The sequence below is a fragment of the Pantoea dispersa genome (assembly GCF_019890955.1).
GTDB lineage: Bacteria > Pseudomonadota > Gammaproteobacteria > Enterobacterales > Enterobacteriaceae > Pantoea > Pantoea dispersa.
Genome location: NZ_CP082347.1, coordinates 173012 through 190139 on the forward strand (window position 1 = coordinate 173012; position 17128 = coordinate 190139).

Annotated in this window: 12 protein-coding genes; 8 read left to right on the forward strand and 4 right to left on the reverse strand. The window is 59.3% G+C overall.

Annotation, left to right across the window (positions count from 1 at the left end):
- Positions 1-176: 176 nt before the first annotated feature.
- Both K7H94_RS19565 and K7H94_RS19570 read right to left on the reverse strand, forming a co-directional pair.
- A complete protein-coding gene (locus tag K7H94_RS19565; RefSeq protein ID WP_411829757.1) occupies positions 177-1316 on the reverse strand; it encodes an ABC transporter substrate-binding protein in 1140 nt (379 codons plus the stop codon).
- Positions 1306-3438: a TonB-dependent siderophore receptor gene (locus K7H94_RS19570; RefSeq protein WP_150360209.1), complete on the reverse strand. Its 2133-nt coding sequence runs from the start codon at positions 3436-3438 to the stop codon at positions 1306-1308. Before K7H94_RS19570 ends, K7H94_RS19565 begins: the two co-directional genes overlap by 11 nt.
- Before the next feature lie 407 nt (positions 3439-3845).
- On the opposite strand from K7H94_RS19570, the gene K7H94_RS19575 reads away from it, so the two are divergent.
- The 4 genes from K7H94_RS19575 (at position 3846) to K7H94_RS19590 (ending at position 8112) form a co-directional block, all read left to right on the forward strand.
- Positions 3846-4739: a MurR/RpiR family transcriptional regulator gene (locus K7H94_RS19575; protein ID WP_058770525.1), complete on the forward strand. Its 894-nt coding sequence runs from the start codon at positions 3846-3848 to the stop codon at positions 4737-4739.
- Between the two features lie 208 nt (positions 4740-4947).
- Positions 4948-5862 (forward strand): alpha/beta fold hydrolase, encoded by a 915-nt coding sequence (locus K7H94_RS19580; RefSeq protein WP_222952314.1) that lies wholly within the window; start codon positions 4948-4950, stop codon positions 5860-5862.
- Positions 5863-5994: 132 nt separating this feature from the next.
- The gene (locus tag K7H94_RS19585) at positions 5995-6591 is read left to right on the forward strand and encodes a TetR/AcrR family transcriptional regulator (RefSeq protein ID WP_088517674.1); all 597 of its coding nucleotides are present in this window, start codon (positions 5995-5997) and stop codon (positions 6589-6591) included.
- A gap of 48 nt (positions 6592-6639) precedes the next feature.
- Entirely contained in the window at positions 6640-8112 is a 1473-nt protein-coding gene (locus K7H94_RS19590) for an MFS transporter (protein ID WP_245001433.1), read from the forward strand.
- Positions 8113-8167: 55 nt separating this feature from the next.
- Here the strand turns inward: K7H94_RS19590 and K7H94_RS19595 are convergent, their stop codons facing one another.
- Positions 8168-10348 (reverse strand): TonB-dependent siderophore receptor, encoded by a 2181-nt coding sequence (locus K7H94_RS19595; protein ID WP_222952315.1) that lies wholly within the window; start codon positions 10346-10348, stop codon positions 8168-8170.
- A 492-nt stretch (positions 10349-10840) separates the two neighbouring features.
- On the opposite strand from K7H94_RS19595, the gene K7H94_RS19600 reads away from it, so the two are divergent.
- Genes K7H94_RS19600 through K7H94_RS19615 form a run of 4 tightly spaced genes read left to right on the forward strand, consistent with a single transcriptional unit; the run spans position 10841 to position 15758 of the window.
- Positions 10841-11737: an ABC transporter substrate-binding protein gene (locus K7H94_RS19600; RefSeq protein ID WP_021509534.1), complete on the forward strand. Its 897-nt coding sequence runs from the start codon at positions 10841-10843 to the stop codon at positions 11735-11737.
- Positions 11734-12657 (forward strand): amino acid ABC transporter permease, encoded by a 924-nt coding sequence (locus K7H94_RS19605; RefSeq protein ID WP_021509533.1) that lies wholly within the window; start codon positions 11734-11736, stop codon positions 12655-12657. Before K7H94_RS19600 ends, K7H94_RS19605 begins: the two co-directional genes overlap by 4 nt.
- Positions 12650-13411, forward strand: a complete 762-nt coding sequence (locus K7H94_RS19610) for an amino acid ABC transporter ATP-binding protein (RefSeq protein WP_058758829.1) — start codon at positions 12650-12652, stop codon at positions 13409-13411. The genes K7H94_RS19605 and K7H94_RS19610 overlap by 8 nt, the downstream gene beginning before the upstream one ends.
- 34 nt (positions 13412-13445) lie before the next feature.
- Positions 13446-15758 carry a molybdopterin-dependent oxidoreductase gene (locus tag K7H94_RS19615; protein WP_222952386.1) on the forward strand — a complete coding sequence of 771 codons (2313 nt, stop codon included), beginning with the start codon at positions 13446-13448 and terminating at the stop codon, positions 15756-15758.
- On the opposite strand, the gene aptA is transcribed toward K7H94_RS19615, so the two are convergent.
- On the reverse strand, positions 15751-17082 hold the full coding sequence (aptA, locus tag K7H94_RS19620; RefSeq protein ID WP_150059074.1) for an omega-aminotransferase AptA: 1332 nt from the start codon (positions 17080-17082) through the stop codon (positions 15751-15753). The two genes, K7H94_RS19615 and aptA, sit on opposite strands and share 8 nt — an antisense overlap.
- Positions 17083-17128: the final 46 nt, after the last annotated feature.

Genomic DNA, 17128 nt, shown 5'->3' on the forward strand with positions numbered 1-17128 from the left:
ATTGCGTATTAGTTTCAGGTATTTCACGGATCCGCCGGTCGCCATAAATGGCGACCCTACAGGGGCCATTCCCGGGGGCCTCAATGCATACCGGCATCGGGTCTGAGGTCATCTGTAGGGGGCGCATTCATGCGCACCGGAATGGCTGCACAGAAATATCAGTGTGAACAGCACGGTTAATCCACCGCCGGAATGCGCATAAACAGCGTGCCGCGATAGGGGATCGGCAGGAAATCACGGAACAGGGTTTCCAGCGTCTGCTGCGGATCGATGTCGGCGAACAGCTGCGGATACAGCGTTTTTGCCATGAACTCGGTCACCGCAATATGCCACGGGCTGAGATAAAAATTCATCCAGATTGCCGCTGCATGGCCGTTGCGAATCGCCTTCAGCTCACGCAATCCATTCTGCTGCGCGGTGAGCTGGCGGAAACTGCTTAGCACCGCGTCGGGCGTGACGTCCGGCCCGAGGCGCAGCAGGCCTGCGCTGGCGTTATCGCCAAAGCCGGTGGCAAAGTAATACTCAGGCTGGGCTGCGATCACCTGCTCCTCACTCAAACGGCCAAACACGCCGTGCTGGGTTTTGCCAGCAATATTGTCGCCGCCGGCGGCGTTGAGCAGCTCGCCCAGACTGCCGTTAATCGCCGTCACGCAGCACTCGTTGCGCCGTCCCAGATGCAACTGCAATAGCACCGTGGGTTTCGGCCCGTGGTAGCGCGCCAGCCGTTCCTTAATCACCTGCAGATGGGCGCTGTAAAAGCGGTTGAACGCCGCCGCGCGCGCCTGCTGATTCAGCACCTCACCAAAAATCTCTACGCTGCGCCGGGTGTTCTTTAACAGATGTACGCGCAGATCGATCTTTACTACCGGAATATGCGCAGCATTTAGAATGCTGACCAGCCTCAGATCGGCATCATCGTAGCGCGCCAGACTGGGCAGAATGACCACATCCGGCCGCAGGGCGAGAATCTGCTCCGGATTGATCGCCTGAGGGCCGCCCGATCCGAGCGTCGGGATGTTCAGCATCTGCGGAAACCGCTGCGCAAAACTGTTCCACGTCTGGCTGTCATACTTTTGCAGATCGCGCGGCCAGCCGACGATGTGGCGGAACGGGTCATCCGGCGCCAGCAGCGCCAGCGCATACAGCATGCGGCTCTCACCCAGTACGATGCGCTGCGGACTATCGGGAATCTCTACCCGATTGCCGTCAATATCGGTGATCACCCTGGCCAGCGCGCTGGTGCTGAACACCAGCAGCAGGAGGGCAGCCAGCCAGGCACGCCACGTCAGCGGCTTTTTCGCTCGATCAGAATTCAACGCTGGCCTCGACCATCAGGTTACGGGTTTCCCCTTCGCGCACGCGCAGGTTGCCGCCGCTGGAGGTGTAGTAGTGCTTATTGAACAGGTTATTCAGGTTAAGCTTCAGCTGGGTTTTCTCGCCAAACAGCTGATTATTCCAGGCGATAAAGCTGTCGGCGACCACATAATCCGGCAGCGTAAAGCTGTTCTCCGGATCGCCGGCGCGTGAGCCAACGTAGCGCGCACCGCCGCCGACGCGGAAGTCACCGGGAATGCCGTTCAGCGTCAGATTATGGCTCAGGTAAAGTGCCCCGGCGTGACGCGGTGCATTCTGCAGGCGGTTGCCCTTGTTCGCCGGATTGACGCCATCGTCGACGATTTCAGCCTTATCGTAGCTGTAGTTGGCGCTCAGATCCCAGCCCGGTAGCACTTCACCATTGAGCTCAAATTCAGCGCCGCTCGAACGCGCTTTATTGATGGCGCGCGTGGTGCCGTTGATATTAAGGGACATATCGCGTTCGTCGATGCGGTACAGCGCTACGCTGGCAAACAGCCGGGGCGAAATCTGCCACTTGCTGCCCACTTCCCATGTGGTGCCCTGTTCCGGCTTGCCAACGTTGCCGTCATCGTCGACGTCAGTCGACGGCGTAAAGGATTTGCTCACGCTGCTGTACAGTGAGACATCCGGCGTCAGTTTGTAAATCAGCCCGGCCTGCGGCAGGAACTTGTTGCCCTCGCTGTCCAGCGTTTGCACCACCGGATCGAAGCCCTTTGACGCGCGCTGTTCATAGTGCTGATAGCGTCCGCCCAGCACCGCAATCCAGTCGTCGGTGAGCGAAATGCTGTCTTTGGCGTATACCGAGCGACTGTGCAGGCGGTTAAGCAGGTTGGCGTTGGCGCTATTTTCACTGCTGCTGTTGGTGATCGGTGCCAGCATATCGTATTGCGGATCGTACAGGTTGAAGCCGGTGTTCGCTTTACCCTGATACTGGTGCGCACGGTAAGTCTGGTTCATTTCATAATCGGTGCCGAACACCACATCGTGCGTCATGCCAAACAGCTGCGGGGAACCGATCACATCCCACGCCACGTATTTGGTTTTATGGTTGAAGCCACGGTTGGCGTCGGCGCGGCGCGTCACCACGCCGGTGGTGGGGTTAATCGCCGTGACCCGCACTTCGTTGTTGTCGTACTGACGCTGGTTCCAGCCAAAAGTCAGGCGCGTGCTCCACGCCTCATTGAACTGCCAGTCGTAGTGCGCGTTCAGGGTTTTATTGTGGCCCCACGCATGGTTAGCTTTATCGTCCAGGCGATCTTTATAGCCAATCGCTACCGGCTTACCGTTAACAAACGCCGTGCCGCGATCGTAGGGAATATCGTACTGATAATCTTCGTAGCTGATGAGGAAGCTGGCCTGCTCGCCATACCACTGTAGCGAGGGGGCAATTAAGGTGTGTTTATCGCTGCCGAAATTGCGCCAGTAATCCTGATTCTGCTTTTCGGCAATCAGGCGGAAAGCAAAACCGTTGCCGAGCGGGCCGGTGACGTCCAGCGTGCCGGCGCCGCCGCCCTCGCTGGCTGCGCGACCGCTGACTTTGGTGTGCCAGGTGTATTGCGGCTTTTTGCTCACAATATTGATCACGCCACCGGGATTCTGGATACCGTACAGCAGCGAAGCCGAGCCCTTCAGTACCTCGACACGTTCGGTGGTGGCGTCGAAATTCAACCCCTGGCTGCTGCGCACGCCATCACGATAGATGGAACCATCCGAGTTGCTGCCAAAGCCGCGGCGTACAAAGCCATCTTCGGTACCTGCCAGCGTATTGCCTTCGCTTACGCCGCTGACAAAGCGCAGCGCGTCGGCGAGGCTGGCGGCCTGATAATCCTCCAGCTGCTGTTGCGTCACCACGCTCACCGATTGGGCTTCATTGAGGCGCGACACCGGCGTTTTACTGGCGACCGAACTGCTGGTGGCGCTATAGCCGTCGTCACTGTTTTGCTGCTGCGCCGTCACGGTGAGGGTGCTGTTTTGTTCAGCGGCAAGGCTGTCAGTACTGCTGAGTGCCGTTACGCCGTAAATAGCGGCAAGGATAGCCGGATGGCACAGTAATTTAACCGCCCGCGGTGAGTTGTTCTGCATCGAATATAAACCTGGTGTAATTGCGGGATTATTTATTCCGCGCAACGAAGCTATCAGTAAAATGCTGCCGGTGACGAACAGGACATTCGCGGCCCGGCATTGTTATGCCATCAGTCAGCAGAAAAAGGCGGCTGAGATGTAATTGAGAATCATTCAAACATGAAAAAATGTAGTAGTAAACGTAAATGATGGTGTGGATACTACAGCAGAACGCGGCAGAAACTTTTGAACCGGGATTATCATTAAACTTATTTTAAATCAGCTTATTATTTATTTTATAGCATTTGAAGCTGGCCGGGTTAAGCCAGGCGAGAAGGGAGTGGACAGCGGTAGCGGCGCAAATTTTCACTACAAGCCGGCCTGCCGACGCGGTTCACAACGATGCGATATTACTAACAGGCAACATAATGGCGGCTAATAACATTAAAAATCGGGTGGATGTATTCGGTGAACGCTACCGTGCGCGCGTCACGACATTATCGGCCAGCCTGCAAACGGTGGCGCGATATATCCACGAACATCGTGAGGCTATATTAGACGCGACTGCATTGGATATCGCCCAGGCCACCCAAACTTCTGACGCCACCGTGGTACGCACCGTGCAGGCGCTGGGCTTTGCCGGTTTGCGCGATCTGAAAACCACGCTGGCCGCGTGGTTTGGCCCGGCGCAAAACTCGGAAGAGAAGATGAGCGCGACCATCAGCGAACTGTCGTGTGACATCAACTCCGGCATCGATTTTGTGCTGGGCGGCCATCAGCGCGCCTGCGAAGTACTGGCAGAACCGGTTAACCGTCAGGCGGTGGCGGCTGCGGTGACACTGTTGCTGGAAGCGCGTCAGGTGGCGCTGTTTGGCATCAACGCTTCCGGCATTCTGGCGGAGTACAGCGCGCGACTGTTCCGGCGCATCGGCCTGCCGGCGGTGACGCTTAACCGTGCCGGGATTGCGCTGGCAGAACAGCTGATTACGCTACAGCGCGGCGATGTACTGATCATGATGGCGCAGAAATCGGCGCACCGTGAGGGCATGACGACGCTGAAAGAGGCGCAGCGGCTGGGTATGCCGGTGATTCTGCTGACCCACGCGCTGGATTCGGCGTTTGCGCAGCAGGCGGATGTAGTAATTAACGTGCCGCGCGGCGGTGAAAATGGTCGCATGCCGCTGCACGGTACGGTGCTGGTGTGCCTCGAAATGCTGATTCTGGCGGTGGCCTCTGCCAGTTCGGCACGCACGGTTAAAACCATGAAACGCATTCAGGATCTCAATCGATCGCTGAAACCCACGTCGAAGAAGGCGGGATAACCGCACATCACTCAGGCGCGGCGGCGGGGCTATTCACTCCGCCGTTCGCTTCCGGATCTATTTCACAGACTCGCTTGCAAGGCGCGCGTGGCTGTCGTTAATATTAAGGAAATAAACATTTCCTTAATGAGTCCGCGTTAACGGCGCGGTAGCGCAGGATCGCATCCAATAAGGAAATAATCTTTACCAAAATAACCGGAGAACGCTTATGTCACTGCCTGCCCTGAACGCCGCGCCGCGCTGGTCACAGCCCGTCGATCACCTGCCGCAGTTTAACCATGCTTACGCCACGGTCGCGGGCGTGCGGCTGCACTACGTCAGCGGCGGCAATGTGCAGGGACCAGTGCTGGTACTGCTGGCGGGCTTTCCGCAGAGCTGGTTTGCCTGGCGTAAGGTGATGGCGCAGCTGGCGGCAGACTACTTTATCATTGCGCCGGATCTGCCCGGCCAGGGCGATTCCGACAAGCCTGCCAGCGGTTATGACACCACCTCGCTGGCGCACAGCGTGCAGGGATTGTTGCAGCAGTTAGGGGTTGAGCGTTACTACCTGGCCGCGCATGACGTGGGTGCCTGGGTTGCCTGGCCGCTGGCGATGCTGCACGGTGATGCCATCAGCAAACTGGCGCTGCTGGATGCCGGCATTCCCGGCGTGACGCTGCCGGATGCGCTGCCTGCGACGCCGGACAAAGCCTGGAAAACCTGGCACTTTGCTTTTCACCTGTTGCCGGATCTGCCGGAAGCGCTGATCGCCGGTCGTGAAGCGCTCTATCTGCAGTGGTTTTTGCAGCGCAAAGCAGCCAGCCCGATGGTGTTTGGTGACGAAGAGATGGCGGAATATGTGCGGCTGCTGCAGCAAAACGGCGCGCTGCGCGCCGGCATGGCGGCGTATCGTGAGGTCAGCACCTCGGCGGAGCAGAATCGTCAGTTGTTGCAAACCCGGGGAAAACTGGCGATCCCGCTGCTGGCGGTGAGCGCCGATCAGGGTTCGATTGCCGATATGGCCCAGCCGCTGCGCACTTTTGCGGCCGACGTCAGCGGGATTCGCCTCGCGCACTGTGGTCACTTTATCCCGGATGAGCAACCGCAGGCGCTGGCCGACGGGTTACGTCAGTTCTTTGTGTGACGCATCACTTAACCCTGATTATCCATGTGTAAGCGGCCGAGCCGTGAAGGGGGGGGCGGCTGACTTGCAATAGCCACTGCATTGCGGCTAAGATAGGAACCAGTTGGTTTATAATTAAAGGGGAGGGCAGTGATGAAGAACCTGACCGTCATCGGTCGCCCGCGCGAGTTTGAGCTGGAAGAGGCCGCCCGCAGCGCCATGCACGTTTTCTGGGATCGCGGCTATGAAGCGGCGTCGCTACCGGATTTGATCGCCGGGACCGGTTTATCGCGCGGCAGTCTCTACAAGGCGTTCGGCGATAAAAAAGGACTGCTGCTGGCCGCGCTGGATATCTACATGACCGAAGGCCTGAAAGCCACCTCGGATATTCTGGCGCAGCCCGGCGCGGTTAAAACGGCGATTCGCGCCTCGCTGCTGCGTTATGCCGCGCTCTCCAGCGGTGAGAAAGGGCGGCGCGGTTGTCTGGTGGTGTCACTCACCACCGAGATGGCCGCGCATGATGAACAGATTGCCGAACGCACGGGGCGCATGTTCCGGCGTTTGCAGCAGCTGTATGCGGCAACACTGGTGCGCGGTCAGCTGAGCGGAGAACTGCCCGAGCGTGATGAGCAGGTGCTGGCCCGCTTACTGGTTTGCCAGATTGAAGGGATGCGCATCCTCGGTAAAACCGGGGCAACGGAAGCAGAAATGAACGCCGTAGTGGACTGCACGATGCGTCTGCTCGACTAATTTTTTTATCCATATTGGAACCAATCGGTTCCTTAGTGAGGTGTTGTGATGTCCGATCCGCACGCGTTAAATCCCGAGCCACGCCGCTGGGCGATGTTTATCGTCCTGCTGACAGGCGCATTTTTACCCCCGCTGGACTTCTTTATTGTCAATGTGGCGCTGCCGTCGATTCAGAGCGACTTGGCCACGTCCGGCTCGGCGGAGCAATTTGTCATCTCGTCCTATGCCGGGTTTTATGCCGTCACGCTGATCACCGGCGGTCGCCTCGGCGATCTGTTTGGCCGCGGGCGCATGTTCTTCGCTGGCCTGACCGGTTTTGCGGCGGCTTCTGCGCTGTGTGGCTTTGCCTGGTCACCGGGTGCGCTGATCGCTGGCCGCGTGCTGCAGGGCATCACTGCAGCGATTATGGCACCGCAGGCGCTGGCCTCGATTCAGGCGATTTTCCCGGAGGCGGAGAAATCGCGCGCGCTGAGCCTGTACGGCGCGGTATTTGGTCTGGCCTCGGTGATCGGTCAGGCGCTGGGCGGCATCCTGATCTCACTCAACCTGTTCAATAGCGGCTGGCGCGCCATTTTCCTGGTCAATCTGCCGGTGGCGCTGCTGGTGGTGTTGTTTGGCATCCCGTTGATTAAAGAGACGCGAGCTCAGCACGCGCGCAAGCTGGATTTTGGCGGAATGGGACTGTCGATGATGACGCTGGGTCTGCTGATCGTGCCGCTGATTGAAGGACGGGAAGCGGGCTGGCCGCTGTGGGCCTGGCTATCGCTGCTGCTGGTGCCGGTGCTGGGCACTCTGTTCTGGCGCTATGAAAGCCGGCTGGCAAAGCAGGGCGGCGATCCGCTGATCGACCCGGCGATTTTCAGCGTGCCGGGGCTGGGGCTGTCCCTGCTGCTGGCGCTGCTGTTCTACTCGATTGGCGTATTCTTCCTGCTGTTCTCGATCTATTTACAGGGCGCGCTGCATCAGGGCGTACTGAGCGCCGGGCTGATCTTTCTGCCCTTTGGTGCGGGTTTTCTGCTGGGACCGTTATCCACGCCCTCTGCGCGACGGCTGATTGGGCCTTACGTTAACGCCACTGGGATGGTGCTGGAAGTGGTCGGCCTGCTGGGCCTGGCGTGGCTGATGGCCAGCACGCCGGTTGGGATGTCACCAGCGGCGCTGCCGCTGGCTCTGGGACTGTTTGTGGTGGGGTTTGGCCAGGGGCTGGCGCTGCCGACGCTGATGCACATCGTCACCGGACGCGTGGCACCCGCCTGGGCCGGGATGATTGCCGGTATCGCCAGCTCCACCTTGCAACTGAGCACGGCGCTGAGCGTGGCCATTATCGGCGGGATCTTTTATGCCGTGCTGGGCACGGGCAAGGGGCCAGGAGAGATTACCCATGCCTTCATCGTGGCGATAGTGTGTATGTCGATTTGTCTGGCGGCCGGCGCGCTGCTGAGCATCCGGCTAGCGCGCAGGCCTGCCGCACAGACGGCGGTGCTTAAAACACGCGGGAGTTCCAACGCGTTGCGGGACTGATGGCTGAAGACTGGGGGTGATCACCCCCAGCACCTTACCTGATGGCGTCCATTCCTCAGAACGACATCGTGACACCGGCGTACCAGGCGCGGCCCGGTTCGTTATAGGTCGATGCCCCGGCATTTTCGCGATAAACGCGCTTGTCAAACAGGTTGTTGATACCGGCGTTGGCGCTCAGGTTTTTAGTGATGTCGTAGTTGAGGTTCAGTCCGACAATGGAATACGGGCTGATTTCACGCTGCGACAGTCCACGGCTGGCCTCGAGGCTGGTTTCCGCATACTGACGTGGCTTCTGCCGCCCGTATTGCGTCCAGTTGATGTTGGCGCTGAGCGCCTCGGTCGCCTGCCATTCCAGCTGCGAATTGATGGTGAATTCCGGAATTACCGTCAGCGGGTTGCCGGTTTTTTTGCTCTCCGAGCGGAACATATAGGTGGCATTGGTGCGCCACTCCAGCGTGTCGGCGATCAGCGGGATGCTCAGATTGCCTTCCAGCCCTTCGACGATCGCTTTGCCGCCGTTTTCCCAGCGCAGCAGGTTATACGAGCCGGTTGAAGCCACCGGCGTGGTGCCGGAGATGATTTTGTTTTTGTAATCATTGCGGAACCAGGTGATGCCCGCGACATAGCCCTGATTACTGAACTCAATGCCCACTTCTTTATTCACACTGATCTCGGGATCAAGGTCTTTGCTGCCCAGCAGGTAACAGCGTGACAGGCCAATCGGACAACCGTTGCCGCGCGTCGACAGAATATAGCCCTCAGTGGACTGATACAGGTTTGGCGCTTTAAAGGCGCGCGCAATACCGGCTTTCAGCGTGAAGTAATCACCGAGGCCCTGCGACAGGTTGAGGCTCGGGCTCCAGTTAGCGCCAAACTGATTGTGATAGTCAAAGCGCAGGCCGGGAATCACTTCGGTGGAGTCGGTGGCGGCGATGTTGTCTTCGAAATAGAGCGAGCTGATGGTGGCGCTGTTTTTACTGTCACGCTGCGAACCGTCGCTGGAAACGCCGCCGAAATCGACGCCCGGTGCGCTGGTAGCCTGTACCGAGGCCGGATCGTTAAGCTCATCGCGATTCCACTCAGCACCCAGCGTAACCGTTTGATCGACCAGCAGCTGCAGCGGGAAATTGATCTCGCCGCCGGCGCGATAGCTCTCCAGCCGGCTGGTAGCGTACGTATCGCTGTTGATCATCCCTTCGGTGCTGCCGCCGGAGCCTTCTTTCAGGCGGGTGTTGTTGGTTTTCTCATAGCTAAAGTTAAGCTTAGAGGTGCCCCAGTCCCAGATGCCGTTGTGCACCACTCCGTAGTTCTGGCGATACAGGCGGTTGGTTTCGCTGCCGTACAGCGCTTCAACCAGTCCGCTGGCGCTGGCATTGCTGTTGCTGTTTTGCGTGTCGCCGGCATAAATATTGCCCTGGCGACTGTAGCCATAGCTGAAATCGACAATCTGCGTCGGGGTGATTTTCCACGACAGCACGCCGTTGATGTCTTTGTTACGCACCCCTTCGCGTCCGGCGGCATAAGCGCCATTTTGCGCGGTATTGATGTCGAAGGCGTCGGCATCCGTTTTGTTCAGGTTGCCGTACAGCCGCATGGTGAGCGCCTCTCCGGCCAGCGGACCGCTGAGGTTGAAGTTCGCGCGGCGGGTGGCGCCTTCCTTGTCATCTTCTGGCTGGTTAGTGAACAGCGACAGCGAACCGTGCCAGTCATTGGTCGGGCGTTTGGTAATAATGTTGACCACACCGCCGGCGGCACCGGAGCCATAACGGGCAGCGGCCGGACCGCGTATCACCTCAATGCGTTCCACCATTTCCGGCGGTACCCAGTTGGTATCCCCGCGTGAGTCGCGCTCACCGCGCCAGCTGTAACGCACCGAGTTACGGGAGGTGACCGGCACGCCATCGATCAGCACCAAAGTGTTTTCCGGGCCCATGCCGCGAATGTCGATCTGACGGTTGTTACCGCGGCTGCCGCTGGCGCCGTTACCGGTGAGGTTAACGCCGGGCATTTTGCGGATGATGTCCGCGAGGTCGTTAACGGGCGGACTTTTTTTGATGTCTTCAGCGGTAATGGTGGAGACTCCCGGCTGCTGCTTCAGCTCCTGCTCTGCCGTCACAATCATCGACTCATCGTCGGCCAGCTTCTCCGTGGGTTCAGCGGCAAACACCGGTGAGGTTAACAGGCCCGCCAGGCACAGTGCGACCGGACGCTTTTTGCCACATACAGTTACATTCACTTATATCATCTCCCTGATGCGTTAACATTTGTAAGCAAATGCGCATGATAATGAGAATGGTTTGCATTGTATATTGGTGTGCAACTTCTTTACATTCCTGCGTAAATCGCCTCACCGTGCCGTTTTTTTGTCAGTTTTTGTCAAGAGGGCAACATAGTGGCTTAGACAGGAACGTTATGGCTAATAAGCAAATCATCCAGCGTGGCAGGATAAGCAGGTGCCTGATTTGCGGTAACAATCTGATTTTTGCGCGACTACAGGGCCGCGTTCAGGCCAGCAAAGAACCCTATTGCCGGATTTCGGCAATAGATATCTGTTTTTCGCATTTGTGATCGCTGCCTATCTTCCAGAGAATGGCTACGGGACGTTTAGAGGATGACAATCCTTTGCGCCGCGCGGCTTTACGCGACATGGGCAAAGGGAAAAATACATCGCTACCTCGACGCCTTTTCCCTGCCGGGAAACATTTTAAATATCAGGAGAAAGGTTCCAGTGAAATTCGCAAAAGGTATCACCCTTTTCGCACTCGCTCTCAGTGCGCACACCGCGTTTGCCGCCGAACAATCCGTCCCAACCGACAGCTCACTGCATGTTCAGGCTGATGCCGCGCTGAAAAGCCTGGTGCCCGCCGACGTGGCGAAGCGCGGCTATATTGTGGCAGGAACCAACCCCAACACGCCGCCCACCACCTTCTATAAAGAAGACAATAAAACGCTGGCCGGCCGTGAAATTGACATCATGAACGCGGTCGGTGAGCGTCTCGGCATTCAGGTGCAGTGGCGTGACACCGGCGGCTTCGACAACATCATTCCGGGACTGAAAACCGGCCGCTACGATGTGGCCTTGTCCAACATCAACGCCACGCCGGCGCGCGCCAAAATTATCGACTTCGTGAGTTACTACGACGCCAGCCGTCTCGGCATTATTTCGCGGAAAGACGCCAACGTCGCGCCGTTCAAAACCCTCGACGAGGTGTGCGGTAAAGAAGTCGGCGCCGGTTCCGGCACCACTCAGGTGACCCGTCTGGAAGAGGCCAGCAAAGCCTGTGAAGCGGCCGGGAAAAAACCGATTAAAGTGTCAGTGTTCCCGGATCGCCCGGCGGGTGTTCAGGCCGTGGTCAGCGGGCGTGTGCCGATGTTCCTCGGTCCGTACGAAGGCCTGTTGTGGCAGGTGAAAGTGATCAAACCGCTGACCATGAGCGGCGAAATCACCGTGCATGATGCGCCGGTATCGGTCGCCTTCCCGAAAGATTCCGCGCTTGAACCTGCCGTACAGGCAGCGCTGAACTCGCTGATTAAAGATGGCAGCTACCAGAAGATCCTGGATAACTGGGGCATCGGCTTTGGCGCGGTTAAAGAGTCAAAACGTAATCAGGATATCTTTCAATGAGTGACTTTCACGACCACACCGACGATCTGAAAATCGTCGGTAAACGCTACTACGGACGCTGGCTCAGTGCGCTGGTGGTGCTGTTGTGCGTGGTGGCGATGGCGCATTCGATGATCAACAATCCGCGCTTCGAATGGGGCGTGATTGCGGAAAACTTCACCGGCGAGTCAATCCTGCAGGGCGTGCTGATGACGCTGCAGCTGACAGCGATTTCGGTGGTGCTGGGCTTCGCCTTTGGCACGGTGCTGGCGCTGATGCGCCTGTCATCCAACCCGGTGCTGGTCGGCGTCAGCTGGTTCTATACCTGGTTTTTCCGCGGCGTGCCGATGCTGGTACAGCTGTTCCTGTGGTACAACATCGCGGCGCTGTACCCGACCATTTCGCTGTCGCTGCCGGGTCTGGGTGAGATCTGGAGTACCCAGTCTAATGCGCTGGTCAGCCCGTTCAGCGCGGCGGTGATCGCGCTGGTAATGCATCAGTCTGCCTATGCGGCGGAGATCGTGCGCGCCGGGATTCAGAGCGTTGGCAACGGCCAGCTGGAAGCCGCCCGTGCACTGGGTTACCGTCCGGCGCAGATTTTCCGTCATACCGTACTGCCGCAGGCGATGCGCGCCATCATGCCGCCGGCGGGTAACGAAATCATCGGCCAGCTGAAAACCACGGCGGTGGTATCGGTGATCTCCCTGCAGGATGTGCTGTTTTCGGCGCAGATCATCTATCAGCGCACCTATGAAGTGATCCCGCTGCTGCTGGTGGCAACGCTGTGGTATCTGCTGATGACCTCGGTACTGTCGGTTGGTCAGTTCTATGTCGAGCGCTACTTTGGCCGTGGCGTCACGCGCCGCGAAAAGCGCAGTTTACTCAAGTCGCTGCCCGGTTTCTCCGCGCCTAAAGCCGAAAGGAGCGTAAGCAATGGCTGAAGCGATCGCCTTACGTAAGGTGACCAAACGTTTTTCCGGCGTCACCATTCTGGATGAAGTTAATCTTGATATCCCGGCTGGCTCGGTGACGGTGATCCTCGGACCGTCCGGCTCAGGCAAATCGACGCTGCTGCGCTGCATCAACCATCTGGAAAAACTGGATGGTGGCACGATTCGTATCGGTGGCGAGATCATTGGTTACAAGCAGAAAGGCCAGGCGCTGCACGAGCTGAGCAGCAGCGAGATTGCGCGTCAGCGCGCCGAAATCGGCATGGTGTTTCAGCAGTTCAACCTGTTCCCGCACCGCACCGTACTGCAAAACATTGTCGATGCGCCGATGCGGGTGAAAAAACAGAGCCGCCAGCAGGCGACCAGCAAAGCGCTGTCGCTGCTAAAGCAGGTGGGGCTGGCCGGGCGCGAAGAAGAGTGGCCGCAGAATCTCTCCGGTGGTCAGCAGCAGCGCGTGGCGATCGCCCGTGCGCTGGCGATGGATCCCGGCGTGATGCTGTTTGATGAGCCCACGTCTGCGCTCGATCCGGAACTGGTGGGTGAAGTGCTGCAGGTGATTAAACAACTGGCGCACTCCGGCATCACCATGGTGATCGTGACACACGAGATCGGTTTTGCGCGCGAGGTGGCCGATAACATCGTGTTTATGGAAGGCGGGCGGATTGTGGCGGCGGGGCCGACGCAGCAGGTGCTCGACGATCCGGAAAACGGACGGGTAAGAAACTTTATTGCAACGGTGCTGTAAGCACCGTTTTTCATTTTTGACTCCAGGAAGCATGATGACGCAAAAACCGGTGATGCACAGCGCCCACTGGGGTGCTTTTACTGCCCGCCTGCAGGGCGATCGACTGACTATCGAACCATTTCACGGCGATCCGGATCCCAGCCCGCTGCTGCAAAACTTTCATAATGTCCTGCATCACCCGGCGCGCGTGGCGCAACCGATGGTGCGCCGTGGCTGGCTGGAAAATGGGCCCGGCGCGGATCCACGTCGCGGTAATGACGACTATGTGGCGGTGAGCTGGGAGCAGGCTTACACGCTGGTGGCGCGCGAACTGCAGCGCGTCGGTGACGCTTATGGGCCGGAAGGTATTTTTGGTGGCTCATATGGCTGGTCAAGTGCCGGCCGCTTTCACCACGCGCAGAGCCAGGTGCACCGCTTTCTTAACACGGTGATGGGTGGCTATGTGCGCTCGGTGAACAGCTACAGTTCCGGCTCGGCTTCGGTGCTGTTACCGCATATCGTCGGCGACATGAATGAGATCGCCCGCCGCGGCGTCAGCTGGGAAGAGATCGCCCGGCATAGCGAGATCGTGCTGGCGTTCGGCGGCCTGGCGCTGAAAAACTCGCAGGTGGCAAGCGGTGGTCTGAGCGAACACACCGAACGCGGCTTTATGCAGCAGGCGGCAGAGCGCGGCGCACGCTTTATTTCGGTGAGCCCGTTGCAGAGCGATCTGCCCGATGAGGCGCAGGGAGAGTGGCTGGCGCTGCGTCCTGGTACCGATGCGGCCTTCATTCTCGGTCTGCTGTCGGTGCTGATTGACGAGCAGCGCACCGATGAAGCTTTCCTCGCGCGTTACACCGTCGGCTGGCCGCAAATGGTCGCCTATATTCGCGGCGAAGAGGACGGTACGCGGCGCGACGCACAGTGGGCGGCTGAGATTTGTGGCGTCAGCGCGGCAACAATCACCGATTTTGCCCGCCAGCTGCACGGCAAGCGCGTGCTGGTTACCGTGGCGCACGCGTTGCAGCGCGCGGAACACGGTGAGCAACCGGTATGGCTGGGGCTGGTGCTGGCGGCCGCGCTGGGCCAGCCGGGGCTGCCGGGCGGAGGATACACCTATGCGCTCGGCGCACTCGGCCATTACGGTAAGCATCATAACCTGGTGAGTTTCCCGGCGCTGCCGCAGGGCAGGAACGGTATTGACCGGCTGATCCCGGTGGCGCGCATCGCCGATATGCTGCTGCATCCCGGCACGCAGTTTGATTACAACGGCCGGCGTCTGACCTATCCGCACATCCGTCTGGCCTACTGGGCGGGCGGCAATCCGTTCCATCATCATCAGGATCTGGCGCGGCTGCGGCAGGCGTTTTGCCAGCTGGATACGCTGATTGTGCACGAGACCGCGTGGACCGCCAGCGCGCGCCATGCGGATATCGTGCTGCCTGCCACCATGACGCTGGAGCGTGAAGATATCGGCGGTGCGCCGACCGATCGTCATCTGTTTGCCATGCAGCCGGTGGCGCAACCTTACGCGCAGGCGCAGGATGACTACACCATTTTTGCTGAACTGGCGCGTCGTTTAGGCCGTGAAGAGGCGTTCACCGAAGGACGCGACGCCCGCGGCTGGCTGCGCCATCACTATGCGCAGCTGCAGGAAAAACTGGCCGCGCATCAGGTGACGATTCCTGACTTCGACCAGTTCTGGCTGCAGGGCGTGATTGAACTGCCGCAGCTGAAAGATGGCGGGCGGATGATCAATGCGTTTCGGGCCGATCCGGCGGCGGCACCGCTATCGACACCGAGCGGCAAAATCGAAATCTTTTCCGCCACCATCGCCAGCTTTGGCTATGAAAATTGCCCCGGCCATCCGGTGTGGCGCGCGCCGCAGCAGCAGCCGGATGCGGAGCATCCGCTGTGGTTGATCGCTAATCAGCCGGCCACGCGTCTGCACAGCCAGCTGGATTTTGGTGACTACAGCCTGAGCGGCAAACGCGAAGGACGTGAGGTGTGCAGCCTGCATCCGCACGATGCCGCCGCGCGCGGCATTACCGACGGCGACATTATCGAGTTGTACAATCAGCGCGGTCACGTGCTGGCCAGCGCTCGCGTCACCGAAAGCATTATGCCGGGTGTGGTGCAGCTGCCGACCGGCGCCTGGTACGATCCGGTCGATCCCACCGCGCTGCGACCGCTGTGTCGCCACGGCAATCCGAATGTGCTGACGCTGGATATCGGCACTTCATCGCTGGCGCAGGGCTGTAGCGGACAAATCACCGTGGTGCAGCTGCGCAAATACCGCGGCGAACTGACGCCGGTGCAGGCATTTATTCCGCCGCAGCCGGTCAGCTACAGCACTGAGATTATCTGAGGCCGTGCAGGGCTTCGCCTACCGCATCAAATAGCCGGTCCAGTTCGGCCGGCTGGGTATCAAACATCGGGCCGAACTGCAGCGTATCGCCGCCAAAGCGGACGTAAAAGCCGGCTTTCCACAGCGCCATGCCCGCTTCAAACGGCCGCACGGTCGCGTCACCTTCACGGGGTGCCAGTTGAATGGCACCGACCAGCCCGCAGTTGCGGATATCCACCACCTGCGGACAATCGCGCAGCCCGTGCAGCGCGCGTTCAAAATGCGGTGCCAGTTCAGCTGACTGGCTAATCAGCGCCTCGTTTTCCAGCACGTCCAGCGTCGCCAGCGCGGCCGCGCAGGCCACCGGATGCGCCGAATAGGTGTAGCCGTGCGCAAACTCAACCGCGTGCTGCGGCAGCGGCTGAGACATAAAGGTGTGATAGATTTCACTGCTGGCCACCACGCCGCCCAGCGGAATGGCACCGTTGGTAATCTGTTTGGCGAAGTTGAGCAGATCCGGTGTGACGCCAAAATACTCCGCGCCGCTCCAGCGTCCCATGCGGCCAAAGCCGGTGATCACCTCGTCAAAAATCAGCAAAATATCGTGCTGCGTACAGATCTCACGCAGGCGCTGCAGGTAGCCGTGCGGCGGAATAATCGCGCCGGCGGAACCGGACAGCGGTTCAACAATCAGCGCGGCAATAGTCGAAGCATCATGCAGTTCAATCAGCTTCAGCATCTCATCCGCCAGCGCCTCGCCGCCCGTGGCGGGCTGGCCGGGGGTGAACGCCAGATCTGGCTGCAGCGTATGCGGCAAGTGATCAACCTCCAGCAGCTGACCAAAGGCCTTACGGTTGCCGCCGATTCCTCCAAGGCTGGTGCCGCCAATGTTCACGCCGTGATAGCCGCGCGCGCGACCAATCAGCCGGGTTTTATTGGGCTGGCCTTTGGCCCGCCACCAGGCGCGCGCCATTTTCACCGCAGTATCCGCCGACTCCGACCCCGAACCGGTAAAGAACACATGGTTGAGATGGCCGGGCATCAGGCTGGCGATGCGCTCGGCCAGCTGAAACGACAGCGGATGGCCGTACTGAAAGCCCGGCGAGTAATCCAGCGTACCGAGTTGCTGCGCGACTGCCTGCTGGATTTCACGGCGCGTGTGGCCCGCGCCGCAGGTCCATAAACCGGACAGACTATCGAAAATCTGGCGGCCGTCGCCATCGGTCAGCCAGTGGCCGTGCGCGGCGACAATAAAACGGGGATCCTGCTGAAAATAGCGGTTAGCAGTAAACGGCATCCAGTGCGCCTGTAAATTCAGGTCGGCGGTATTGATCGGCTGTGACATCGGGTTTTCTCCGGCATGTGTTAAGCAGAGTTTGCAATCCGCCGCC